This window comes from Nostoc edaphicum CCNP1411, assembly GCF_014023275.1.
Classification (GTDB): Bacteria; Cyanobacteriota; Cyanobacteriia; order Cyanobacteriales; family Nostocaceae; genus Nostoc; species Nostoc edaphicum_A.
In genome coordinates this window covers 7,035,235-7,059,839 of sequence record NZ_CP054698.1, presented here as the reverse complement: position 1 = coordinate 7,059,839, position 24,605 = coordinate 7,035,235, and the positions used below count along the sequence as shown (strand labels likewise).

At 39.4% G+C, this 24,605-nt stretch carries 16 protein-coding genes; 6 read left to right on the top strand and 10 right to left on the bottom strand.

Annotated features, from left to right (window positions below; all coding sequences use genetic code 11):
* Positions 1-2: 2 nt before the first annotated feature.
* The 6 genes from HUN01_RS35800 (at position 3) to HUN01_RS32290 (ending at position 9,235) form a co-directional block, all read left to right on the top strand.
* Positions 3-3,680, top strand: a complete 3,678-nt coding sequence (locus HUN01_RS35800; protein ID WP_238845836.1) for a baseplate J/gp47 family protein — start codon at positions 3-5, stop codon at positions 3,678-3,680.
* A gap of 56 nt (positions 3,681-3,736) precedes the next feature.
* Positions 3,737-4,681: a baseplate J/gp47 family protein gene (locus HUN01_RS32310; RefSeq protein WP_181929593.1), complete on the top strand. Its 945-nt coding sequence runs from the start codon at positions 3,737-3,739 to the stop codon at positions 4,679-4,681.
* Complete coding sequence (locus HUN01_RS32305; protein ID WP_181929592.1) at positions 4,662-6,245, top strand: phage tail protein; 1,584 nt, start codon at positions 4,662-4,664, stop codon at positions 6,243-6,245. The genes HUN01_RS32310 and HUN01_RS32305 overlap by 20 nt, the downstream gene beginning before the upstream one ends.
* A 14-nt stretch (positions 6,246-6,259) precedes the next feature.
* Positions 6,260-8,221 carry a hypothetical protein gene (locus tag HUN01_RS32300; RefSeq protein WP_181929591.1) on the top strand — a complete coding sequence of 654 codons (1,962 nt, stop codon included), beginning with the start codon at positions 6,260-6,262 and terminating at the stop codon, positions 8,219-8,221.
* Between the two features lie 48 nt (positions 8,222-8,269).
* On the top strand, positions 8,270-8,698 hold the full coding sequence (locus HUN01_RS32295; protein ID WP_181929590.1) for a hypothetical protein: 429 nt from the start codon (positions 8,270-8,272) through the stop codon (positions 8,696-8,698).
* Between the two features lie 315 nt (positions 8,699-9,013).
* Positions 9,014-9,235: a hypothetical protein gene (locus tag HUN01_RS32290; RefSeq protein WP_238845822.1), complete on the top strand. Its 222-nt coding sequence runs from the start codon at positions 9,014-9,016 to the stop codon at positions 9,233-9,235.
* Positions 9,236-9,419: 184 nt separating this feature from the next.
* Here HUN01_RS32290 and HUN01_RS32285 read toward each other — a convergent pair whose 3' ends face one another.
* The 10 genes from HUN01_RS32285 to HUN01_RS32240 all read right to left on the bottom strand — a co-directional run bounded on the left by HUN01_RS32285 (position 9,420) and on the right by HUN01_RS32240 (position 24,603).
* Entirely contained in the window at positions 9,420-10,544 is a 1,125-nt protein-coding gene (locus tag HUN01_RS32285; protein WP_181929589.1) for a patatin-like phospholipase family protein, read from the bottom strand.
* A 395-nt stretch (positions 10,545-10,939) separates the two neighbouring features.
* Entirely contained in the window at positions 10,940-12,715 is a 1,776-nt protein-coding gene (locus tag HUN01_RS32280) for an ABC transporter ATP-binding protein (protein WP_181929588.1), read from the bottom strand.
* Between the two features lie 21 nt (positions 12,716-12,736).
* A complete protein-coding gene (locus tag HUN01_RS32275; RefSeq protein ID WP_181929587.1) occupies positions 12,737-13,759 on the bottom strand; it encodes an iron-siderophore ABC transporter substrate-binding protein in 1,023 nt (340 codons plus the stop codon).
* Positions 13,756-14,940, bottom strand: a complete 1,185-nt coding sequence (locus HUN01_RS32270) for an ABC transporter substrate-binding protein (RefSeq protein ID WP_181929586.1) — start codon at positions 14,938-14,940, stop codon at positions 13,756-13,758. The genes HUN01_RS32275 and HUN01_RS32270 overlap by 4 nt, the downstream gene beginning before the upstream one ends.
* Before the next feature lie 26 nt (positions 14,941-14,966).
* Positions 14,967-17,630, bottom strand: coding sequence for a TonB-dependent siderophore receptor (locus HUN01_RS32265; protein WP_181929585.1), 2,664 nt, complete (start codon positions 17,628-17,630; stop codon positions 14,967-14,969).
* Between the two features lie 252 nt (positions 17,631-17,882).
* Entirely contained in the window at positions 17,883-18,878 is a 996-nt protein-coding gene (locus tag HUN01_RS32260) for a helix-turn-helix transcriptional regulator (RefSeq protein WP_181929584.1), read from the bottom strand.
* 105 nt (positions 18,879-18,983) lie between these two features.
* Positions 18,984-19,862, bottom strand: coding sequence for a TauD/TfdA dioxygenase family protein (locus tag HUN01_RS32255; protein WP_181929583.1), 879 nt, complete (start codon positions 19,860-19,862; stop codon positions 18,984-18,986).
* Between the two features lie 864 nt (positions 19,863-20,726).
* Positions 20,727-21,764, bottom strand: coding sequence for a sucrase ferredoxin (locus tag HUN01_RS32250; RefSeq protein ID WP_181929582.1), 1,038 nt, complete (start codon positions 21,762-21,764; stop codon positions 20,727-20,729).
* A gap of 21 nt (positions 21,765-21,785) precedes the next feature.
* Positions 21,786-23,189 carry a cytochrome P450 gene (locus HUN01_RS32245; protein WP_181929581.1) on the bottom strand — a complete coding sequence of 468 codons (1,404 nt, stop codon included), beginning with the start codon at positions 23,187-23,189 and terminating at the stop codon, positions 21,786-21,788.
* Between the two features lie 40 nt (positions 23,190-23,229).
* A complete protein-coding gene (locus HUN01_RS32240) occupies positions 23,230-24,603 on the bottom strand; it encodes a cytochrome P450 (protein WP_181929580.1) in 1,374 nt (457 codons plus the stop codon).
* Positions 24,604-24,605: the final 2 nt, after the last annotated feature.

Below are 24,605 nucleotides of genomic sequence, written 5' to 3'. Positions count from 1 at the left end.
TTATGGCTTATTTACCGCCCAAAATTGACCAACGCACCTATGAAGAAATTGTTCAGCAAACTGAGAAGTTAGTAGAGCAATATACCGACTGGAAACCTGCACCTGAAGATAAAACAGATGCGGGTGGGGCATTGATTCGCATTTTTGGGCGGATGGTAAAATTAGTCAGCGATCGCCTCAACCAAGTCCCAGAGAAAAATTTTCTGGCTTTCCTTGATTTAATTGGCGGAGAACTCAAATCTCCCCAACCTGCTAAGGTTCCTTTAACCTTTTATTTGGCACAAGGAAGTCCCGGAGATGGGTTAGTTCCTGCTTATACTCAAGTTTCTGCACCACCAGCAGAGGGTACAGACGAAGAAATCGTGTTTGAAACGGATCGGGAATTAGTTGTCACAACGACGCAATTACAAGCAGTATTTGTGCGCCAACCAAGTCAGGATAAGTACGCGGAGCGCACTTTGGCAGCAACAGGAGAAGAAGATGCTGCTTATTTCGCCTTTGCTGGCGATCGCTCTATTCCCCATTCTCTCTATATAACTTGTCCCGAAATTTTTGCTTTATCAGAGTTAAAAGAAATAAAACTAATTATTACTACGGATAGTGCTAGTCAATTCCAAAATTTACCGCTGAATTGGTCTTATTGGGATGGTTTTCAATGGCAAGAAAGTCCAACTCCTAACCTGAGTCAAAAAAATAATCAGTGTACAATTACTTTTACCAATTTATCTATTCCGACTCCTTCTGAAATTCAGGGAAAAGTAGGGAGATGGTTACAAGCAAAGTTAACTAATATATCTTTAAATTTACCTCAAGTTACTAATATTCAAGGTAGTTTAAATGTTAAACAATCTAGTTTGATTCCTGAAAATTGTTTATTTAATTCTACTTCTATAGACCTGACCAAAGATTTTTATCCCTTTGGCGAACAACCAGAAAATAACGATACATTTTATATTGCCTTACATGATACATTTATTAAACCAAATACAATTATTACTATTGATATACAGTTAAGCTATAAACCTGTAAATATCAATAATTTAAAAATTAACTGGGAAATTGGTAACGGTCAAATATGGCAAGAAATAGCAAATGAAAATAATCAACTAAAATGGATAGAGAATTCCTCATCTATTCAATTTACTGAACGAAATATTATCCAAGCAAAGTTACAATTTCCCAACACAGAAAATATCCCTTCTCCTAGCACTGTGAATGGCGAAACTCGTTATTGGATTCGCGCTCGAATTACTCAAGGTAATTATGGCAAAGCCGCAGATGAGCGCAAATATCCTATCTATGATGACTTGGCAGTTTTGAGAGAGGAAATCAAAAAAGGAACAAGCGAAATTAAAGTTGATAGTCTCGATTTATTCAAGGTTGGGGATACCATTCGCCTTCTTCCAAATACCGGGGGATTTCCAGAAGAAAATCAAATTACCAAAATTACTCAGACAGATAATAAGCTGACGCTAAAAAGTGGAATTTTGAATACAATTTTAGACGTTGGCACTCGGATTATGCGTAAGTTGATTATCACTGAAACGATTCCTCCAACTTACGATCCACCTATAATTAAATCATTAAAATTAACCTACGATTTTACCATTACAGAAAATGCTGTTTATTTTGCTGCTAATGATTTTACTTATTCTTACCCAACAAGCTTTAGCACAAAATTAAAACGAAAGGCTGCTAATGGAAATAAATTACTATTTTTGGGTGAAGTTAAAGGATTAACGGTTGGTGAGTTTTTAACAATTAATTCTGAAAATTATCAAATAGAAACGATAAACTCTGAAAGTAATCAAGTTATGCTCACCTCAAGGATTCAGCAGGATGTAGCCAGCAATACTGACGTTAATCGTTATTTTACGCCCTTCACTCCTACCGTTGATAGAGAATCAACCCTTTACCTAGGATTTGATAAATCCTTTGAGAATAAAACGGTTACTCTTTATGCACAAGTTGAGCCGCCATTACCAGATGAATTATCAGCTAATATTACAACAGAAACTTTCATCACAGAAACGGTAAATCCTGGAGATACAACACTAAATCTTGCTGATGTAACTGGCTGGAAAATTGGCGATCGCCTAGAAATTCAAAACCCCCTCAATGCTAAACAATACAATAACTATACGATTAGCGATATTAACAACAATCAAGTTACCATCAATCAATCTCTGCAACAAAGTTATCATACTGGCAACTTAGTTATTTATCCCAAACAACCGGAATTAGTTTGGGAATATTCTAGTGATTTAGGTTGGCAACCATTAGGGGTATACGATGAAACTCAAGCATTTTACCAACGAGGTTTAATTAAATTTATTGCACCAGCAGATTTCAGCAAAAGAGAAACCTTTGGTAAACAACTTTATTGGTTACGAGTTCGTTGGCAAGGAGGTAATTTTTGGGTTAAACCTCGTCTGCGTCGCTTATTAACTAATACAATTTGGGCAGTTCAGGCAATTAGTTTACGAGAAGAAATCTTAGGTTCAAGTAACCACGATCCAAATCAAATTTTTGTTGCCAATAACACCCCCATTTTAATGGGACAACAATTAGAAGTCCAAGAAGGGGAAATTCCCGAAGTAGAACCCGATCGCCTCAAAGTAATTCGAGATGATTTAGGAGAAATTGAGTCAGTTTGGGTGCTTTGGCAAGAAGTACCAGATTTTTATGCTTCGAGTGCTAGCGATCGCCATTATATTTTGGATCGACAAACAGGTGAAATTCGCTTTGGCAATGGACAAGCCGGGATGATTCCCCCCAGTGGACGGAATAATATTCGCCTGTCTTTTTATCGGACTGGAGGCGGTAAACAGGGAAACGTCACCTCAAAAACTATCAGCCAACTGAAAACTACTATTCCCTACATCGATCGAGTAATTAACCTCGAAGCAGCCGCAGGTGGGGCGCAACAGGAGACTTTAGATCGTCTGAAAGAACGAGTACCCAAGCAACTACGTCATCGCGATCGCGCTGTCACCTTTGAGGATATTGCAGATTTAGCTTACGAAGCTTCCACGGATGTCGCCAGAGTCAAAGTAGTTCCACCAGATTTGCTGACAGCTAATTTTAGTCCATTGAATCAAAAACTTTGGCTCGATCCTACCAAAGCAGATGTGTCATTTGAAGATAGTCTTAATGAGAAATTGCTGACAATCAACAATGAGAGTGAAAGAACTAGCTTTGCAAACATGATGTGGGAAATCAACCGTCGTGCAGGGCAAGTTAAATTGATTGTTTTGCCCCATAGTAGCGATCGCCAACCAATCCCTAGTTTAGCTTTACTGGAGCGAGTCGAAACCTATATTCGTTCCCGTTGTCAGCCAACAATGGATTTAATAGTTACTGCCCCCAAATGGCAAGAAGTCACCGTGAACGCAACTATAACTCCTGTATCCCTCGAAGATGCAGACATCGTGAGAAACAGCGTCAGACAACGCTTAGAAGCCTTCCTCCATCCCTTAACCGGAGGTAGAGGAGAGGGGTGGCAATTTGGCCGCTATCCTCAAAAATCGGATCTTTACGCCATTATTCAATCCATTTCGGGAGTCGATCATGTGAACTCTTTAGAAGTGCTACTTACAACAACAAACTCATCCCTGAACGCTGATACTTTAATTTATTCTGGTCTTCATAGCATTCAAATTCAAGGCAATAGGCAATAGATTGGTGAATATATTGACTATTCCCCATTCCCCATTCCCCATTCCCCATTCTCCTTATGACTCTACCATTACCCAATCTCGACGATCGCACTTACGCCAACTTAGTAGAAGAAGCCATTTCTCAGATTCCCGTTGAATATCCCGAATGGACAGATCATAATCCCACAGATACCGGAATTATCCTGATTGAATTGTTGGCATGGTTAACAGAAATGACTCTCTATCGAGTTAATCAAATTCCTGATGATAATTATGCCAGTTTTCTGAGTTTACTTAAAGGAGAACAATGGAATTTGCCAATTAACCTTTCTACCCAAGAACGGCAAAAAACTTTGCAATCAGAAATTAAAAATACTTTATTAGAATTGCGGAAAACTTATCGGGCGATTACTCCAGATGATTTTGAAAAATTGATACTTGTCGATTGGAATGAATTCCAAGATTCTGCTGACTTAAAAATTGCTAGAGTTAAATGTTTAGCACAACGTAATTTATCTCATTTAGATGCCAATACTGTTACCAAAGGACATATTAGCTTAGTAGTTGTTCCTGAAAATAATCAAGGAGAAAATCAATATAAAAACTTATTTAACTTTCTCGATAACAGGAGACTTTTAACTACTCGCCTACATATTGTAGAACCTGAGTATGTATCTATAGCTGTAGAAGCAGAATTAGTGCTTGAAGATGGCGCACAAGCAGAAGCAGTTAAAAAACAGGCGAAAAAAGAAGTTGAAATGTTTTTTGACCCGCTGCGATCGCAAAAATATTGGCAGGGAAAAGGATGGCCTTTTGGTCGGAGTGTTTATATATCCGAATTATATAAGCTATTAGATGATTTGGAGGGAGTAGATTACGTTGAAAATCTGCAAATTAAAGATAAAAATAATACTTCCAAAACAGAAATTAATTTAGCAGATAATCAGTTAGCTAAACTCAATATCGAAAATACTAAATTTACAATACTAGTAGAAGTTGACAATGAACGCAAAAAACTCTGAATTAATTAGTAGCTATCAACAATATTTACCGACAATTCTCCAACAAGATGCCTTCCTCGGTCAATTGCTGCTAGCATTTGAAACAATTCTCAGCGGAATAAATGAAACTTCTAATCAAGAGAAAATTATTACTCCACCAGCATTAGAAGAAATTATAGATAATATTCATATTTATTTCAATCCTCAACAAACTCCAGAGGAATTTTTACCTTGGTTAGCAGGATGGGTAGCCTTGAGTTTACGGAATGATTGGCAGGTAGAAGTTAAAAAAGCATTTATTCAACAAATTGTCCGACTGTATCGTTTGCGAGGAACAAAACAAGGATTAATCGAAATTTTAGGTATTTATTTAAAAAACTCAGGATTTGGTGAAAAGGTTGAAGTCTTCGATGAATTTGATAATTTTCCTAATTATTTTCAAGTTCAATTAACTTTAAAAGACCGCGATCCTGATAAGTATTGGCGACAGGCTAAAATTGCCAAAGCTATTATTGATAGCGAAAAGCCAGCACAGACATTTTATACCCTAAAAATTCTTGTGCCAACGATGCAGCTAACCAAGCGATCGCACGTTGCTTATCCTTTCAAATTATTTGAACCTCTACAAAATCAAAAATTTGCTATAGAAGTCATAATTACTCCCAACGTAAGTAATAGCAGTACTATTAATCAATTGGCTAAACAGTTATTAGTTCAACTCCAAGGTAATTCAAAATTAATTACTCCTGATTCGTCGAAGATAATTATAAACAATCAATATTTTGCTATTAAACAAGATTTAAATTATCAGCATTTCCAGGAAAATTTGACAGGTTTTAATGTCGTCTTGTCAAATCGAACTGATAAATATTTTGTCGGAAATTTAGCAATTAAACTTTATTTTTATATAAATGATGGAGAATATAGCAATACACTATTAGAGCAATCTCTAAATTTATCACCTGTCCTTAAAATTTATAATAAAAACAATACAGGAGAAATTACTGAAGGAAATACAATTTTTAAACAAGCTAGTCAACCGCAAAAATCAGGAATGAAGATAACAGAATCTATATGGAGTCAACCCTACACTTTTCAGACATTTAAACCACCCAAAATTCAAGAATTGCAGCCTCAGATAACTGCAATTCTTGAAAAAATCGAACTAGAAGCAATTGTAGAAATTACTCAACCTAAGACCATTACCTCAGATATACTCAATAAAATTACAGTTCGCCTTCAAGATGATGTTTCAGAATTTCATTTATTCACACCAGAAACTATCAGAGAAAATAATAAGATCACAATCAAGCGTACCCTTTACTACCAACAATTTACCCAAACTATAGATAGGTTAGATGTGGCAATCAAAAATCTCAATAATATTGATATTGTTGGTAAAGTCACTGTTCAAGCTTCCTTGAAGATTAATCAGCGTTTATCGACTTATCAATTACTAGAACAAACCTTTAACCTCACAGCCGTTTCTCCTTATAATATTCTAGAAATTTGCCGTAAAAACGAAGAAGGTCAAATTATTTCTGGTAACACAATTCTCGGAACAACTAGTCAATCATTGAACTAAATATCAGGATAAAAATGGCTAAAACTACTGATTTCACTAACTTTGCAAACGAACGTCCTAACTATTTTCCAGGACAATATTTGCTAGAAGATGACTTTGAACTCGAACATAAATATCTTAGCGATCGCCAACGCTATTATAATCAGAGTCTTCATATTTCCGGAATTATTGAAGGACTGGAAGTTGAAGTTATTCAAGATAAAAAAGCTGTTTTAATTAAATCTGGCTCGGCTATAAATAGTAACGGAGAACTAATTGTTTTAAAACAGGACATTACATTTTCCGATTTCAAAAATGTTACTAACGGTGAACTCTACATCCAATATTCTCAAAAACAACAAGTTAAACAGCAAGAAGACGTAACTGATAGCTACACTCGTTGGATTGAAAATCCTATTTTGGGATTTACAGCTACAACTCCTGAAAATAGCGTTAAGCTAGCAAAACTGACAATTTCTCAAGATACTATTACTTTTGATGCTAACGTTCGAGAATATTCAGGTTTATCGTTACCAAACTCTAATAGTAAAGCTTTGACTCTTCGTTCTGGGGGAAATGCAAATTCAAACTTAGCCGTTTTGACAGGTAGTTTAAAGATTGATGGCAATTTAGAGGTTAACAACAATATTTTAGTCAAAGGTGCAACTTCTAGTTTGTTAGGGATTGGGGATGAATTTTCAGAAGGAAATACTGGTGGTAATCGTGAATGGATGAAACGAGGAGTGAAGATTTTTTGGAATTCAGATAATCTGTTTATTGGCTTAAAAGACGAAGGTAGTAATCGTAAAGATGCTGTAGTTGCTTGGGGAGACGATCCACAAGAAGACTTACGATTTATTAATATCCAATCTGGAGGAGCCATTGAGGGAAATGAAGTTATTAGAGTTAAAGCAAATGGCAATGTTGGTATTGGTACAAATAATCCAGGCAACTACAAATTAAATGTACAAGGTAATCAGTTACTTAACGGTAGTCTAAATATTTCTGAGACATCATCACCATTAAATCCAGTTGCTAAGTTAGATATATCAACTGCTCCTCGCACAGGTAATCATCCGAATGCTGTTAAAGGTTTATATGTGACAGGCGATTTTAATGCTGATAGTGATGGGATAGAGTTTCGGCATACTAACGGAACTCAAGGAATAGGCTTTGGTTTCAACACAATTTATGCAGCAGGAAGCAATAACGATCAAGACTTGAACTTAAAGCCAAAAGGGACAGGAAAAGTTATTACCAAAGGTAGTTTAACCATTCAGGAAGGTAAAATTAATCTCAATGGCAATCAACAAATTGTTTTTACAGATATAGATGCAACAAACAATCTAAAAATACAACTTTGGACAGGATATGGACTCGGTATTAATGGTTCTACTTTATTCTATACAGCTAACGGCAATCATTCTTGGCGAGATCATCAAAATAACGAAAGAATGTTATTAGCCACAGGTGCAAATGCTGGGTTAACTGTAAAAGGAACAGGAACATCTTCTTTTGCTGGTAATTTAACTGTAACTGGCTCTTTGTCAGTGGGTGTATCTGTTGGCAGTACGACAAATATTGACCTATCAGGTCATATTCAACTCAAAGAATATGGACAACAAAAAATAGCTTTTCTTCAAGCAAGAGATGACTCATCCAATCGAGATATTGGCTTGAGAATTAGAACCCAAACGCAAGGTAGTACACAAAGAACTCTTGTAGACGCATTAACCATTACTCCTAGTGGAGAAATACAGGGAAAGATATGGTATTCTAACGAATACGTATGGAGCAACGGTCAACCGGAAGTCAAGATGGGACATAGTAGTAAATGCGTAGCATTTATCACATACGTGCAAGGAAAATTTGCTGGTGGCGGCGAACAAGTTTTTACTTATATAAAAAGTGACGGATATTGGTATCTTGGAGGAAGGCAGGGAGGTGCCGGTGACGGTATAGTTGCCAAAGCAAGATGTATAGGTTCTCCTGATTAGTGCGATCGCCAAACTGATCAAAATAAATTTTAAACTCAATATGACTCTATGGCTGACTTCATTCTCATCACTGGCGATAAAGCCATGTTTAACCCCACTTTTGGACAAGCCATTGTCACCGTGCGTCCAGGAGATTTAATTGGCACAGGCAAGGATAAAATTAACCAGAAAGTAGTCTGTGTAGATGGCGACGAGAAAAAAATCATCGTCCCTGGTTGTAGTTATATAACCCCCCAATATACTACTCCTGGAGTGGGGATACTTTCGATTGAATCTCTTGCTGGTAATCAAAAAGCTAAAAAGACCAAATCTGCTGGTAAACCTGTATTGCTCAAAGGCGGATCATTTAAAGCCAAATTTCAAGTAATGGTTCCCGCACAACAACCCTCTGTACCCAGTCCCATACCCGATGCCACCCCCCAATATTCCGGTAGTGGTACATTTATTTCTCTGAATCTAAAAGTTAAAGGAACATAACCCTTATCAAGCTAGTACCGCAAGGCGGAATTAAAAATTAAAAATTAAAAATTAAAAATGAAGACATCGTAAGGGTTTTGTTGATTGGGAATGGGTGGTTTATTTCCGCCGTGCTGTACTAGGTTTTTAGGACTTGTGTGTACACAGTAGTTTGAAAAGGGGGAAACCGGAATCAAATTCCCCCAATTTATCAGGGGAATTTAGGAGGATCAAAAATTTTAGATACTGACAAGAGGACTTTTTAAACATCTTCTAAATAGTTTTTACTCGTGCTCCTTCAATGTGTTCCGAGAGTGAGAAAAAAGGGATAATTCAATGATCAAAGAACAACTGGAAAAACGTCTTGCTGAACTCAAAGCAGAATTGGTATCAGGACAAAAAGTCATGGCAGACTTAGAGATGAAACAAGCAAATCTGCGCGATACCTTACTACGGATTAGTGGAGCAATTCAAATTTTGGAAGAGATCACATCTTCCACAGAACAAAATGGAAATCAAAACAATACATACGTACAAGAGGAATTAAACGTTCAATAGACAATCTGCTGACACTAATACTCAGAGATTCCAGTTGATAAAGTAATATAAAAGCCCATATTTGTGGTGATATTACTTGTTTGACTAAGGAAAGCGTATTGCTGTATATCCCGGACTTATCTCTCGCTTGTGAAAAATCCGGGTTTAGTGACAAAAGGCGCTTTATCTTAATCTCTCATCGATGCTAATAAGTTGTCGCGCCTTCAGCGACTAGTGGTGACATGAGTGCATTTGGATCTTGATCTAGTATGAACTTTTTAATGTCCGAACTTTTCTCCTTGGCGAATTTTGATGCTGCTTCCCGTAAATTTTTAATATTATCCTCGCTAGTATCATCCATTGCTTCGTTAATTGCTTTATTGATGTATTTGTTTTTCTGTTCTTTTAAGGGAAGTATTGGGCGAGGAGAAAGTGGGTTGATTCTCTCACCAAATCTTTCGTTTAATAAAAATTGAAGACGTAAGTAACCGCCTGGATTAGCTGCTTGGATAATCTCAGAACACAAATCAGTAGCAATCTGAATTTGACCTCCCATAAATACATCGGGAACATGCTCTCCCCAAGAAAGTGTGCCCCAGTTTTTCATTTCTTTGTATTCAATGGGTTTGGTAGTAGCACCCGTTCCAATAGACAGCATAGTGATGTCTGAAATGTTGATCTTTTTTACATTTGTGGCGTAAGAAAGCGCCGCCAAAGCTGGACAGTTGGCACTCACCCCACCATCGACGTGAGGAAATTTCCACTCGTCAGTAGCTGAGGAATTGGGGTCTTTCCATTGGAATTCATACGGGGGAAAGAAAGTAGGAGCCGATGCAGAACTGAGACAGACTTCCCAGAGTTTCATGTCATTGAACCAACGATTCTCTTCAGGACAACGACTGGCAAAAAAGGTTGTATTGCGATAGAGAGTGTCATAGGCTAAAATTAGCAACTGGGCTTTTGAGATTTCGCCAACCTGACGGAGTGTAACTTCACCCAACTCCTCTCGCAAAACTTTAATTAGTCCTTTATTGGAATACTTGGAGCCAAGGAACCACTTCATGACATTCTTTCTCAGCCATAAAGCATTGAATATTTCTTGCCCTCTTTTCTCGTAAATGTTTATCAGCTTTTTAGGTTCCAAACCCAAAGCTATACCAGCAGCCAAAATTGACCCGGTAGATGTCCCAGCGATTAGGTCGAAGTATTGGTTTAGAGGTTTCCCAACCTGCTCTTGAACGGATTGCAGGATTATAGCGGTTACTACTCCCCGAATTCCTCCACCATCCAAAACCAAAATCTTAAATTTTTCCGATTTCAATGATGACATACGCACATAAAGGTAAAAGATTTACTTACATAAGTGTTCCCTTAAAGACTTTGTAAATTTCATGCTTGATCGCAAACAGAATTCATATCCTGTTGGGTACAATGCTCATATTTTGCCCATAACCTACTGTTTACAAGGTTTTTAGCCAATAAACGGTGAGAGAAGATATGGCGATGGCGTGTTAAAAATCGTTACTAAAGTTAATATATTATTCTTTTTATGTGGCGATGGATACACAAAAATTTCAGTTTACTGACAGTATTACTTTAAAATCAGCTAGTTAACTTCAAACTATTCAAGAATTAGAGCCTATTTGTATAGTACTTAGGCAAAACTACATGCGGTAGGGGCAATTCATGAATTGCCCCTACCTGATAATCAGCTAGGGGCAAGTATTAATAAATCCCAGACTGCACGCGCCACAGACTGGCGTAAATTCCATCCATCGCCAGTAACTTCTCATGCTTACCCTGCTCCACAATTTGACCATTATCCATCACATATATGCAATGACTGTGGCGAATCGTAGAAAGACGGTGAGCGATCGCAATTGTTGTCCGATTTTGAGTAATCATCGCCAATGACTTCTGAATCGCCGCTTCAGTTTCATTATCTACCGCAGAGGTAGCTTCATCCAAAATCAAAATTGGTGGGTCTTTGAGAATAGCACGCGCGATCGCAATTCGTTGTCTTTGACCACCAGAAAGTTTCTGACCTCTTTCGCCAACGATAGTATCGTACTGAAGGGGTAATTGCATGATGAATTCATGTGCTTGGCCTAACTTAGCAGCATGAATAATTTCTGACTCAGTAGCATCAAAACTGCCATAAGCAATATTTTCCCCTACCGTACCGTGAAATAAAAACACATCCTGACTCACCCAACCGATACAGCGCCGCAGTTCCCCTAGTTGCAATTCCCGAATATCAATACCATCAACCAGAATTTGTCCGCCTTGGATTTCGTAAAAGCGTAGCAGTAATTTGACTAGGGTACTTTTACCAGAACCAGTTGCACCAACAATGCCAATATTTGCACCTGGTAAAAGATGCAGTGATAAATCTTTGAGTACATTGGTGCGACCATTGTATGCAAAGGTGATATTGTCAAAATGCACCTCACCGCGTACTTTTGGTAGAGAACGGTTTCCTGTGGGAATAGCAATGGGAGTATCTAACAATCCCATAACTCGTCGAGTAGAAGCCATCGCTCGTTGATATTGATCCATGATGTTACTCAAACTGGCAAACGGCCAGAGTAATCGCTGGACAATAAACACCATGAAACCGTAAGTTCCCACAGTTAACTGATTATTCGCCACAGCAAGCCCACCAAAAAACAACGTGGCGATGAAACCGATTACAACTACTAATCGAATTGCTGGATAAAAAGCAGCACTAAGTGCGATCGCTTGACGGTTACTACGACGATAGGCTTCACTTTCAGATAAGACACGATCTCTCTCGTAGGTTTCAGCAGTAAAGCTTTTAATTGTAGCAATCCCTGAGAGGTTATTAGCTAAACGACTATTAATAAATCCAGCTTTATCACGCACATCTGCATAACGGGGTGCGAGTCGTTTTTGAAATACTAAAGAACCCCAGAAAATGAAGGGTGTGGGTATGATTGCAAAAGGAGCTACATTAGGGGCAATAAGAAGAAATGAACCGCCTACAGCCAAAATAGTGGTAATAAATTGCAGAATACTAGCCGCACCAGAATCAAGAAATCTTTCTAATTGATTGATATCATCATTTAATATTGACAAAAGTGTGCCTGTAGAGCGTTCTTCAAAGTAACTCAGTTCTAGTTCTTGCAAATGGCTATAGGCATCAATACGTAACTCATGCTGCATAGTTTGAGCGAGGTTACGCCACAGGCGATCATAAATAAATTCAGATATTGATTCAAAAGTCCAAATGAGTAAAGTTAATAATGATAGGATTGCCAGTTGTCCAGTGATGTTAGTAATCCCAACTTTGGCAATGATAGAGTTTTCTTTTTGCACCACTGTATCTACGGCGACACCTATTAAATATGATGGTGCTAGGTCTAAGATTTTATTGAGAATGGTAAAGATTACAGCAGTCCACACTTGAGGACGGTAGTTTTTGGCGTAGTGTAATAAACGTAGGAGAGGATGGTTTTTAGAAGTTAGAGAAGATGTCATTGTGAGTCAGCCAAAATTGGTTTAGGGTTTGTTGACGAGGTATTTAAATAAGTCATCAATCACTGCATGGGCTGCCAAAACGTTGTACCCCCACCAAACTGAGGCTTTAGTTAAATATACTCGATTCTGTTGAATTGCTTTGACATTAGACCAAATCGGTTTTTGTTGAATCTGCTCAATTTTAGATAAATCATTGTCATCAGTGGTTCCCACAAAGAGAACATCAACATCAATTTTTGGCAGATATTCTTCAGAAATAGGTAGAGATAAAGAGCCAGGGGTTTCTGATGGTGGAGGTTGCAACCCAACATCTTTTAAGACTGTTCCTGGGAAAGAGCCATCAAGAGAAAGAGTAAAATTTCCATAATATATAGATGCATAAGATGCTCGAATTAGCTGTTCTTTATCCTTTTCACCATTCTTTTGGGAATTAATTAATATTTGCCTAAGCTTCTGAACGCGGTTTTCATAATCTTTCATCAATTTATTGAAAGTTTCTAACTTGCCCAAAAGTTTCGCAACATTTTTAAAATTTTCCTTCCAATCGTATGAAATCTCTGACCAAGGGATCAAAACAGTTGGGGCTATATGAGACAACTGCTTATAAATTGACTGTCTATATGACAGACCAATAATTAGATCAGGTTTGAGTAATAAAACCTTTTCTAAACTAAACTCTCCATTGACGGTGTAAATAGTTTCAATTCCTTGAATCCTATTTTTCAGATATGGAGCATCCAGATATTCTTTAGATCCAACTATTCCAACAGGTTTTATACCTAAAGCTAGAATATTACTAGAGTTAAATTGGTCTACAGAAATAATCCGTTTGGGGTCAACTGGAATACAACTTTCTCCCATTGTATGTTTAATCAATCGACACTCTCCAGCTATCTCTCTCGAAGTTGAGTTTGTCGCGTTTTGATTGATATGACTACTACAAGCTGAGATGAGAAAAAAACCTAATAGGCTAATAAAAAATAAACCAACAAAATTCCGAATAGCTATTCTTGCTGGCACTTGCTTTTTTATCAAAATTCTCATGATACTGTTCCCCCCACAGAGAATGGTTCCCCTGGTATTACACCCAACTGAGAAGAAGTATTGTCAAAGTAATTTACGTCAAACAAATTTATTAAATTGATAGCAGCGCGGAATATTGGTTTGGAATTACCTTGCATAGGTGAAAGTAAAAGTGTGGGCAACTGCTCTAACATGAGAGAATCGGCTATAAACCCGCCAATAACACCACCCCACGCATGATAATCAACAAAGTAAACTCGACCTTCTTTCCATGCTCGTGAATCGTGCAACAGGGGATTTTTAGCCCATTTTTCTTTGAGTGCTTCTAGCGGAACGTTATAAGTAGAGTGTCCATCCCAATGATCAAGCCAAGTATGGACAATGATAATATCTGCATTGAGTTGAGATAAGGTTTCAATAGTTACTTTGGGTCGTACTCCTGGTTTCCGTTCCACATCTTCAAGTAACACAGATTGAAATCCAATTTCTTCAAGGAGTTGAACTGAATCCCCACTGTATTTAATTTCAATGTAGTCCATTGATTGGTTGCAAGCTATATTCAGCACTCGCGGGTGAGTGTTTACAAGCGGAGCTAATTTAGTGCGAACTTCAGCCAGATGTTGTTTATGTGAGGCAATGACTTGTTGTACATTGTCTTCACGATGGAGTGTTTTAGCCAAAATTCTAATATTGTCTTGCCAAGTTTCCTCTGTGTTGTCTATTAGCACAGTCGGAGCAATAGCAGACAATAGCTTATTTTGCTGCCATTTCATCCCCAGAATCAAATCTGGTTTGAGTAAAATCAGAGTTTCCAGAGAGGGATTACTGCGATCGCCTAAATTAATCGGCTGACTTGTGACAAAATTACCTAAGTAAGGTATTTGTTTACTGGGGTTGTTGAATTGGCGCAGATTAAACAAACCTGCATCGGCATAGCCAGAGGGCTGGAAATCAAGAGCCAACATCATACTGAGTAACTTTGGTTCTAGTGCAACTACTTTCTGGGGTTTACCACAAATAGTCGTTTCACCGCCAGCGTGTTCAACGACTCGACAATCAATGGATAGCGATCGCACATTCTCTAAATTGGGGCTGTTGGGAACACCACTTTGACAAGCCGTAATTAAAAGAACTGTGACAATAACCAAACCCATGTATTGATGCAAATAAAGTCTCATCTGGCGGCGAAATTTGAGAAACATTATGAATGCTCTTTTGTTAATTCAAATCAAAACTGGATAGAAAAGGAGCCGATAACTGTGAAAGGTGCGCCAGGATAAATGATGTTTCTACTTTGAGAAGTCTCATAATAAGTTTCGTTGAAAAGATTCCTAAAATTAAGCCCCAGCCTCCAATTATCTCGCTTGTAATAAAGTGCAGAATCGGTTCGGAAATAGCTCTCCATAGTTGATGTGTTTTCGTTATCAGCAAAGCGATCGCCCACATAGTACAGTCCTAATCCAAACCCTAAACCTTCTAAACTACCTTCTTGAATTTCATAAGTTGTCCAAATACTAGCCGCGTGTTCAGGAACGTTATAGATGCGATTGCCAACGGGAATTGTATTGTCCTTTGAGATAATTGCATCTGTGTAGGCATAAGATGTGATGATTTTCCAACCTGGAAGAATTTCACCTGCAACATCTAACTCAATTCCTCTACTTCTCTGTTCCCCCACCTGAATAGAAATATCAGGATCTACAGGGTCGCTTGTGATTACATTAGACTTAGTGATTTGGTAAGCTGCTAATGTTGCTGAAATTCTTTCTGTGATGTCTGCCTTAATACCAACTTCATATTGCGTCCCTCTTGTTGGCTTGAAGGGAGTACCTGTTGCACCACGACCGAGAAATCGATCAGGTTGAAACGATTCGGTATAACTGGCGTAGAGAGAAATTGCCTCTATGGGTTGATAGACAATACCGACACGAGGACTAAAAGCACTGAGGGATTCTTCATCAGGTGTTCCGAAGTCTTCTCTTCTGTGGAAGGCATCAAAGCGCCCGCCCAGCAAGACCTTCAGATTGTCTGCAAAAGTAATTTGATCTTGGAAGTAAATTCCTAAAGTATCTCTACGAGTGGTATAGCCAAAGGTTGATTCTTCAGGTATGGCAGGGAGTGCAACGTTATAGTTAGGATCAAAAATGTCGAGAGTAGGTGTAGCTTCTGACACATCGAACGAAGTATAAGTCCATATATTTCGTCTTAACTCCACCCCAAGTAAAGGTCGATGGACAACCGATCCTGTATTGAACTTTCCTACTAGTTCTGTTTGCAGTGTAAAGGTTTCCCGCAAGAATTCATCACGACTTATAAATATTGGACTGAATCGCTCATCAATCAGTTCACGTCCACCAAAAGCAGCAATGCCTCCTATATTGGCAGATACAAAGGAAAAAGCATTACGCAGTTGCCAATCTTCGCTGAATTTATGTTCAAACCTGTAGCCAGCCCGAACACTACTATCAGTATAGGTATCTCCGTCGATAGGGTAGCCGATAAAGCGATCGATGGGTACGGGAGCAGGTCTATTTCCTATGGAAGGAAGTCCGCGATCAAAGCGATAATTGTTGTTGAGGTATTCAAAGTCAAAAGTTAATGAAGTGCGATCGCTAATATTCCAGGTGATAACAGGGGCAATAAATACACGTTCTGTAAAGTTAAAATCTCGAAAACTGCCGGCATTTTGATAAGCTATATTCAGTCGATATAGTACCGAACCATCGTCAGTGAGTGGCCCAGATAAATCAATACTGGGGCGATAGAACGAATAACTGCCTACACTGAGGTCAACGGAAGCGAAGGGAGTGCTGAGGGGTTGTTTTGTGACCACGTTAATAATTCCTCCCGGTTCAGCCTGACCATATAGGACGGAAGCTGGCCCCTTGAGAACTTCAATGCGCTCGATATTGGCTGTATCTACTGAAGAGTAGAAGTCATTATCGGAAAATCCATTACGGAAGTTTCCTGCCTGATCAAACCCACGAATGAAGTACCCCCCCGAATCTGCACTACCGTAATTGCCGTCTTTGTTTACACCACTAACATTCTGTAACGCATCTTGTATTCGCGTTGTGTTCTGGTCTTCTAATAGCTCTTGGGGAATTACTTGAATCGAACCGGGAATATCACGCAAAGGTGTATCAGTCTTAGTTGCAGTTGAACCTTCTCTGACACGATACCCATCTTGTTCACCTGTTACCACCAATTCAATCGGCTGATTATCTTGAGTTAATGGTGGCTTTGGCTGGGTTTCACTCTCAGGTTCTTCTGCTTGCGGTTGTGGTGATGGTGTGGAAGCTACTGCACCCGCAATAGAAAAAATTAAACCTTCCTCTGGATTATCAAACAACTCCACAACAGGTACACTCGCCGCACCTGTTACTGTCACCCGGATAGTATTGGCATCCAGATTTATCACCGTTATCTCAGTAATTCCCTCAACTGGTTTTTGCGAACTGAATTTAAACGCATCGCCATTGGGTAAACGCAATTGTGCATTCGGAATCTCAGCAATAAAGTTATTATCAGCATTGCGATTGGTGATTTGCAGTTGTTCTCCTTGAGTCGTCTGTAAAATCACCTCCACACCTTTTTCTGTGGGATTAGCTTTCACCCCAGTAACCTGCACAACTTCTGAGACGGGTGCTGCTTCTGGTACTGGCGACTGTACTAACATGATTGCGCTAGTGCTAGGACGCTCAACCTCACTCAATTGCCGAATTTTTCGAGTTAGCAGAGGTTTGAAATTGTCCTGACTTTGGATTTCCTGGTTCTGATTTCCTGATTTAACTTCTGCCCATCCTGGGCTAATAGCAATAGCACTCAAACATCCCGATAGACACAGTAAAAACCACACTCGCACACTACCAGACAAACACGAACGCTTCATCACAACTCCTGATACACCAGCTTCTTGCGGAACTTTACTGAATTAATCCGCTTTGCAGTAATGACTCTTTGATCATCTTCACTTGCACAGGGAAGACAAAAATTAGTTCTCTCCTTGTTGTTGAAGAAGAGTTCTAGAGTCAAGTTCATCCAGAATTTCCAACTGAAACTGGATTATTGCAAATAGTTTCTAATTCAATGAAGCTGAGTATAGAGAATTATTAGCAACTAAGTCTACCCAAAAACCGCATTACTATCCCGAAAACGACTTTTTACCAATTAAACTTTGACTCGGCGTAATTCCAAACCTGCGCTTGAAAGCCGATGCAAAGTGTCCCAGATGAGAGTAGCCGATTTTGTTACCAACCTCAGCAATAGTCATGTTTCCCTGACGCAATAACTGTTCTGCCCATTCCATTCGTTTCTTTGTCAGGTAGCTAAATGCTGTTGTACCAAAGAGTTCCTGAAAGCCACGTTGCAGAGTGCGATCGCTCACCCCAACAATTTGCGCCAACTCCAGCAATGATGGCGGATTCTCCAAACGTGCCAGTAAAATTTCCCTAGCTAAATGAATCCGAGCGATGGTTTCTGCCTTCAGTCGCGGCGATGGTTGTAATCCATCCTGAGCAGATAATATGGGAGCTAACTGCAATGTCATCAGTTCCAATACTTTCGTTTGTAAATACATCTGCTTCGTGATTCTCTGGAAAGGACAGTTGATAATTTGTTGTGCTATTCCCTGAATAGCAGTTGTCGTTTCCGGGTAGAGCAAAGTTTGGGAATCATTACCCTTTGTCAAAAAATGCAACTGGAGGGGAATTTCTCCTGCTTCATCGGGGAAAAAGGTTGCCAGCAAGTCAGCAGATAAATGGATGTCAACGCCCACATATCGAGTTTTGGACAACTCCAGAGTGATTTGGCGTTGAACACCGCTACCAGAAATGCACGTATATCCTTCCCCTAACTGTCCTCCGTATTCGTCTACGATCCTGCCTGAAAGTAGGACGCAAAATTGCAGTGGGTGATCCCATTCAGGAATTTTATACAAGACATCATTGTGATATTCATAGTCCAAAATCGAAAGCCAGAGATCAGGATGCACCTCAATATGCCGCACATAGCCTTTACCTAGTCGCTTGGGTAGTTCACAGAGGATTTCAAATGGCTCTGCTTCTGCTTGTTGTAAACTGTTATAGTTGGCTTCCGCCCACAGTTCCCGATTTTCTTTCTGCGTCAAGGTGATGGTCATAACTGGTAGATATTGGAGAATTAATAATATTTATTCTCCCTATGAGTTTAGACTAGTTAGCAGTGCAAAACTCCAAACTATCTCATAAGCCTGTTATTTGCTGTATCAAAACTTCAGGTTACTGAGAGTACTAAAAATCTGCCGTCGCTGATCATTAAATTCTCTGCGACCATGCATGAATCTTGAATTATCAATCATTGCCAAATCACCCGCTTGCCAGGATATATGCTCCATTAATCTGTCTGTAGTTTTCTCGATTTCTTCAATAACTTCATCGGGAACAATTGAACCATCTTCAAAAGCCACTTTTTCCGTGATTGCGTGCAATGCCAAGACGCTGTTAGCAAACGCATCCTGATTACTATATTTGGTTTTTACTACAGCTGAACTAACATATTCCATCGAGGCGGACTCATCTTCTTTAATCTCGTATTTCACACCCTCAAGACCGTCGAGCATTCGCTTAATATCATCTGTGCTAGCTGCATCTGTGCTAGTAAATCTCTTTAATACAACAGCAGGAATATCTTCATAATAAAACTTTAATTTTTTGGAAATAAATAACTGTCTCGTTTCTTCACTCAGTTCTTCCCACACTCGAATCCCATCACAAAATGTAGTTTCACCGCCCTGTGCTGCTGGAAAAGCACAGCAGAACCAAACAGCATCAGGGCGAAAAGGAGAATATGCATGTTCGCTATGAGGAACACAATTCTCCATTCCTGCATCTACAAAATGGATAAATTTATCCGAATCAACTTGGGGCCTTTTATAATCTTGAACGAACTTAGAACTGAATAGTGCTGCAAACGCTTTCATTTGTTCATGTGTGACTCCAAATCCACGAAAAATAATAACCCCAGATGGTTTGAATACATCTATAATTTTCGTCACTGGAAGACTAAGAATATCTTGGCAATCGTCACTACTATAAATTATCTTGCCAGTGCTGGTGGTTCCTATTGACTCGATTTTATTGATCATAGCTGTAGTCCCAAAATTTTTAATTGAATTGAAATAGTTGCAAATTGGATCAATCCGATTGTGATTGTTTGAAATAAACTCAGAAGAAAACGTAGTTTATGACCTTTGATTGTGTCCTAAAAATAGGCAATGTTCTGAGATAAATTGAAATACAGGGTATCAATTTATCAACCAATTTATTAAACGTGGAATGTCATTTTTCTAATTCAAGATTCAACACTGCGAGGCAAACTCTGAGGGGATATAAAAACGATGAATATCATTCGTAAAAGACACGCAAAAGACAAGTTAAGGGAGTTGAAAAAACAGACATTAGCATTCAAGTGAAATTTGTTGCTCAATTTTTTGGAATAGCTCGTAACTGGTTCTGATTTATATAGATTTTTTTCTTCGCAAATTTCTGCAACACAATCACTTAATCAGTAACGTAAATTATTTTTAATTAAGATATTGAAAGTTATTTTCAATTATTTTTTCTTACTTTAATAGGAATCATTATATTTAGCAATCCAGTAATTATAGATAATACTTATGAATATATCTAATTATTATTGGCTATGGCTATCCTGGAATAATCTATTACTTTTGATAGATGTTAAATACTTTTTTATATAAATCTTTTAATATCATACTGCTTAACCTGATAGTTTTATGAAGAAGGGGAAAGGGAAGGGGAAAAGGTAAAAACCTCGCCCGCAAGTGGCCCGAAATAATCCAAATTTTATGAGGAAGGTAAAAACCTCGCCCGTAAGTGGCGCGACCTGTTCATTCCTTTTCCCTTTAACCTTTTCCCCTCTTGTTTATTTATCATCAAAGAATAATTAGTCATTGGTCATTGGTACTAATGATTTTGCAGTCAGGCGGCTATCCCGGACAAACTTTGACTAAACGACTAACGCGATACTGCTTTACTGCTTTTAACTCCATTTCTTTCTCTGAATTCAATGTACTCATGACCTCACCATTGACTTCAACTCTCGCTTCATAAGCACCTGATACACTGCCATCTGAAGCCGCGAAATTAATGCGTACATCAGCCCAGTTAACATCCTGTTCTTCATTAATTTCCCCTTTTGCCAGTACCTCACCAGCTTTCAAATAGTTAAGCCAAGTCCAACCCAACTGCATCCAAATTTCGCGTTCAGCTATTTGCTCAAACTTGCTTAAACCAACACATCCTCGGTAAAACTTACGCAACCCAGAGACTGAACCATCTCGCAATACTAGTAAATCGAGTATTTCTGGTTCTAAATGTCCCCATAAACATCCTTGGGGAAAATCGGCTAGAGTTGGAGCAAATTGATGACCGCCAAAGTGGGTTGTTTGCCACACTCTTAACTCTCCATTGGCAGCAGGAGCATATTCTTTGCGTAACCGACGATATATAGGAGTGCCAAATCTGCCGCAGGCAAGGTCAACTTGAGCATGGGTGCAAACCATGAGTTCGCGGATGTGATTAGTTTGTTGTTGATACTGCTGAAACGTTGATAAATCGTTAGGCTGTTGCATCAACTGCTGGAGTATTGCCGTTACCAAAGCAGTTGCTTTCTCTTCTGGGACAACAAACTCTTGCTTTTCAAACTGAGAAAACATCTCGGTTGAACGATAGTAGTACATTAAGCGGGTGAAGCCAGGGTGGGAGTACTCGCGGTCAGGAGCAATTAACATTGGTCGCATCTCGACTCCATGCTTGACTGCTAACTCCTGAAACAGACCCAACAGTGGCTTTATTCTCGGATCTTCCTGAAAGATATTTTGTGGCCAAGGTTGTGGAAGTTCCATAATTAGCCAATGGTCGCAAGTCCCTGCTGTACCAATTGGATCTTCTCCATTAGCTTTAGAAACCAGTGAGCAAAAACGGCAATCTGTTAGGGGAAGTTGATCGGTTTGTTGGGTTTGCATATTGATGAGTTAGCTGCATATTTAAGTAAAATTAGTAACAAGCTCTTGCGATCGCTCTGGAGGTGGATTTACTTCGAGCATCAACATTTTCAAGCCGCTAGCAGGCGGATAGTTAACACCTCTAGCCTTGGGTTTTTCTACTTTTTTTTCATCCGCTAGTGCCAGTTGATAGCGCCGGAGCATGGTTGCTAAGACTAGCTTCATTTCAAAAAGTGCTAATACCTCGCCCGGACAGCGACGAGCACCACCACCAAATGGTAAAAATTCGTAGGGAGAGTATTGTCGCTCCAAAAAGCGTTCTGGCTGGAATTGCTTTGGCTGTGGGTATAAATCCTCACGCTGATGTGTTAGATAAATACAGCCTATGACTATTGTCCCTGGACTCAATTCGTAGTCCATCAACTGAATTGGTGATTCTACTAGTCGGGGAAATGTAACTACCTGAGTTGGATAAATGCGTAGCGATTCATTACAAACAGCACTGAGGTAGGGTAGTGCAACAATACTCATTGGATCTGGAGATTCCCCAAGGGTACTGAGTTCTTCTAACAATCGTTCCCGAACGGCAGGCAAACGGTGAATCCAGTATAATGCCCAAGTTATGGCAGTAGCTGAGGCATCTTGACCACCCAATAACAATGATGGGAAGATGCCCCGGATATCTTCATTGGACATTGGTTGACCAGTTTCATCGTGAGCAAATAATAGTTCAGAGAGTACATCGCTGCGTGTGGGATCTGTTTTTGCTCGCCGTTCTGCAATTTCGGTGTAGAGTAGTTTATCAAATTGTCGCTGCAAATCAAGCCAATATCCCCACGGACTCCACCGACCTAAATCTCGTCTGAAAAAGGGATAGGACAAGGATAACCTCAACCAACGAGACCGGGCGAAACTTAATAAATTAGAAAGGAGTTGCCTAAATTGTTCATAACGCTCTCCCTCATGTAAACCAAATAAAGCTTGCAATATCACCTCTAAGGTAATCTTTTGCACGGTTGGGTAGGCATAAAAAGATTTACCGTAGGCGTAGCCCAATCCAGGCATCGCCAGATCGTTCATAACTTGCTCTGTAACTTGACAGATACGCTGCCCGTATGATTTTACCCTAGTTCCATGCAGGGGAGGCATCAACAACTGCCGTCGATGTTTGTGGCGCAAGCCATCAAGCATGAGTAATCCGTTGTTTCCCAGTAATAAAGCGCTACCTTGGTTCAATTTACCAGAAGCTGTAATTTCTTTGGTACTCGTAAAAATCTGCTTTATTCCTTGTGGGTTACTGACGTATACTATCGGTGTAGAATCAGCCATAACAGTGAAAATGTCACCATAGCGATCGCTCATAGCATCCAATAAGCGGAGGGGATCGGTCTTAAATTGACGACTCAGTAACCGGGTAGAAGTTTTTGGCCCTTCAGGTAGTTTCATTAGGATTTTTTATTGTTAATTGTTTAATAATCGATAGCTGTTAAATTGAACTAACAACCAACGGCTGTGACTGTGTTTGACGACGACTATGTATGAGCATTTTCACGCCACTAGATGGATAACAAATCAGACCTTCAAATTTTGGTTTCTCTGGTCGTTTATTAACTAGTGCTAATTGATAACGTGAAAGAATCGTTGCTAGTATCAGCTTCATTTCAAACAAAGCAAAAGCTCCACCAATACAATTACGAGCGCCGCCACCGAATGGGAGAAATTCATAGCTCGAAAATTGTTTTTCTAGAAAGCGTTCTGGCTGAAATTGCTTTGGTTGCGGATATAAATCTTCACGTTGATGGGTTGAATAAATATTACCAATAAGTATTGTTCCTGGATTCAATTCATAACCCATCACTTCAACTGGTGATTCTACCAACCTGGGAAATGTGAATAACTGAGTCGGGTAAATTCGCAAAGCTTCATTACACACGGCACTGAGATAAGGCAATGCCGCAATACTCATTGGATCTGGAGAATTACCCAGGCTATCGAGTTCTTGAAGCAATCGTTCGTGAACAATAGGTAAACTATGAACCCAGTATAGTGACCAAGCGATCGCAGTTGCTGAAGCATCACCAGATGCGAATATGGGTGACAATAGGAGATCGCGCACCTCTTCATCACTTAGTAGTTCGCCTGTTTCATCATGAGCAAATAACAGGTCAGAGAGGATATCAGTGCGAGAGCGATCTGCCTGCTGACGGCGTTCTTGGACTTGGGCGTACAGCATTTGAAAAAGTTCTCGTCGGAGGTGAAGACGGTATCCCCAGGGACTCCAGCGGCCTAAATCCCGTTGCCCAAAGGGGAGTTTTGTTGTGAGTTTAAATAGAAGAGATTGGGCTTGTTTGTTGGCACAAGCAAATAGATGCTTAATTTTCTCATAGCGATCGCCTTCATTTAAACCCAAGACAACTTCTATACCTACCCGCAGAGTGATATCTTCGATAGTAGGGTAGGCAATGAAAGGTTTTGCAATCGCCTGTTGACTCATGATTTTTTCTGTGAGTTCACAGATACGTTGTCCACAAGCTTGCATCCGCGCACCATGAAAAGCAGGCATTAATAGTTTGCGCCGATGTTTGTGACGTAAACCATCGAGTTGAAGTACTCCTTGCTTTCCTGTCATAAAAGCAAAATTTTGGTTTAATGCACCCCTAGCTGTAATTTCTTTGGTGTTGGTAAAAATCTGCTTGATCGCCGAGGGATTGCTGACATAAACTATTGGGTTAGAATCAGACATTAAGGTAACTAAGTCACCATAGCGTTGGCTAATAGCATCCATATAGCCAAAGGGGTCAGCTTGGAATTGCTGATTTAGCAGCCAAGTGGGGGTTTGCGGCCCTGGGGGTAGTTTCATCG

Excerpts from the sequence above, each read along its gene's own strand:
- HUN01_RS35800 (WP_238845836.1), top strand. The coding sequence starts at position 3 with ATGGCTTATTTACCGCCCAAAATTGACCAACGCACCTATGAAGAAATT.
- HUN01_RS32310 (WP_181929593.1), top strand. The coding sequence starts at position 3,737 with ATGACTCTACCATTACCCAATCTCGACGATCGCACTTACGCCAACTTA.
- HUN01_RS32305 (WP_181929592.1), top strand. The coding sequence starts at position 4,662 with ATGAACGCAAAAAACTCTGAATTAATTAGTAGCTATCAACAATATTTA.
- HUN01_RS32300 (WP_181929591.1), top strand. The coding sequence starts at position 6,260 with ATGGCTAAAACTACTGATTTCACTAACTTTGCAAACGAACGTCCTAAC.
- HUN01_RS32295 (WP_181929590.1), top strand. The coding sequence starts at position 8,270 with ATGGCTGACTTCATTCTCATCACTGGCGATAAAGCCATGTTTAACCCC.
- HUN01_RS32290 (WP_238845822.1), top strand. The coding sequence starts at position 9,014 with ATGATCAAAGAACAACTGGAAAAACGTCTTGCTGAACTCAAAGCAGAA.
- HUN01_RS32285 (WP_181929589.1), bottom strand. The coding sequence starts at position 10,544 with ATGTCATCATTGAAATCGGAAAAATTTAAGATTTTGGTTTTGGATGGT.
- HUN01_RS32280 (WP_181929588.1), bottom strand. The coding sequence starts at position 12,715 with ATGACATCTTCTCTAACTTCTAAAAACCATCCTCTCCTACGTTTATTA.
- HUN01_RS32275 (WP_181929587.1), bottom strand. The coding sequence starts at position 13,759 with ATGAGAATTTTGATAAAAAAGCAAGTGCCAGCAAGAATAGCTATTCGG.
- HUN01_RS32270 (WP_181929586.1), bottom strand. The coding sequence starts at position 14,940 with ATGTTTCTCAAATTTCGCCGCCAGATGAGACTTTATTTGCATCAATAC.
- HUN01_RS32265 (WP_181929585.1), bottom strand. The coding sequence starts at position 17,630 with ATGAAGCGTTCGTGTTTGTCTGGTAGTGTGCGAGTGTGGTTTTTACTG.
- HUN01_RS32260 (WP_181929584.1), bottom strand. The coding sequence starts at position 18,878 with ATGACCATCACCTTGACGCAGAAAGAAAATCGGGAACTGTGGGCGGAA.
- HUN01_RS32255 (WP_181929583.1), bottom strand. The coding sequence starts at position 19,862 with ATGATCAATAAAATCGAGTCAATAGGAACCACCAGCACTGGCAAGATA.
- HUN01_RS32250 (WP_181929582.1), bottom strand. The coding sequence starts at position 21,764 with ATGCAAACCCAACAAACCGATCAACTTCCCCTAACAGATTGCCGTTTT.
- HUN01_RS32245 (WP_181929581.1), bottom strand. The coding sequence starts at position 23,189 with ATGAAACTACCTGAAGGGCCAAAAACTTCTACCCGGTTACTGAGTCGT.
- HUN01_RS32240 (WP_181929580.1), bottom strand. The coding sequence starts at position 24,603 with ATGAAACTACCCCCAGGGCCGCAAACCCCCACTTGGCTGCTAAATCAG.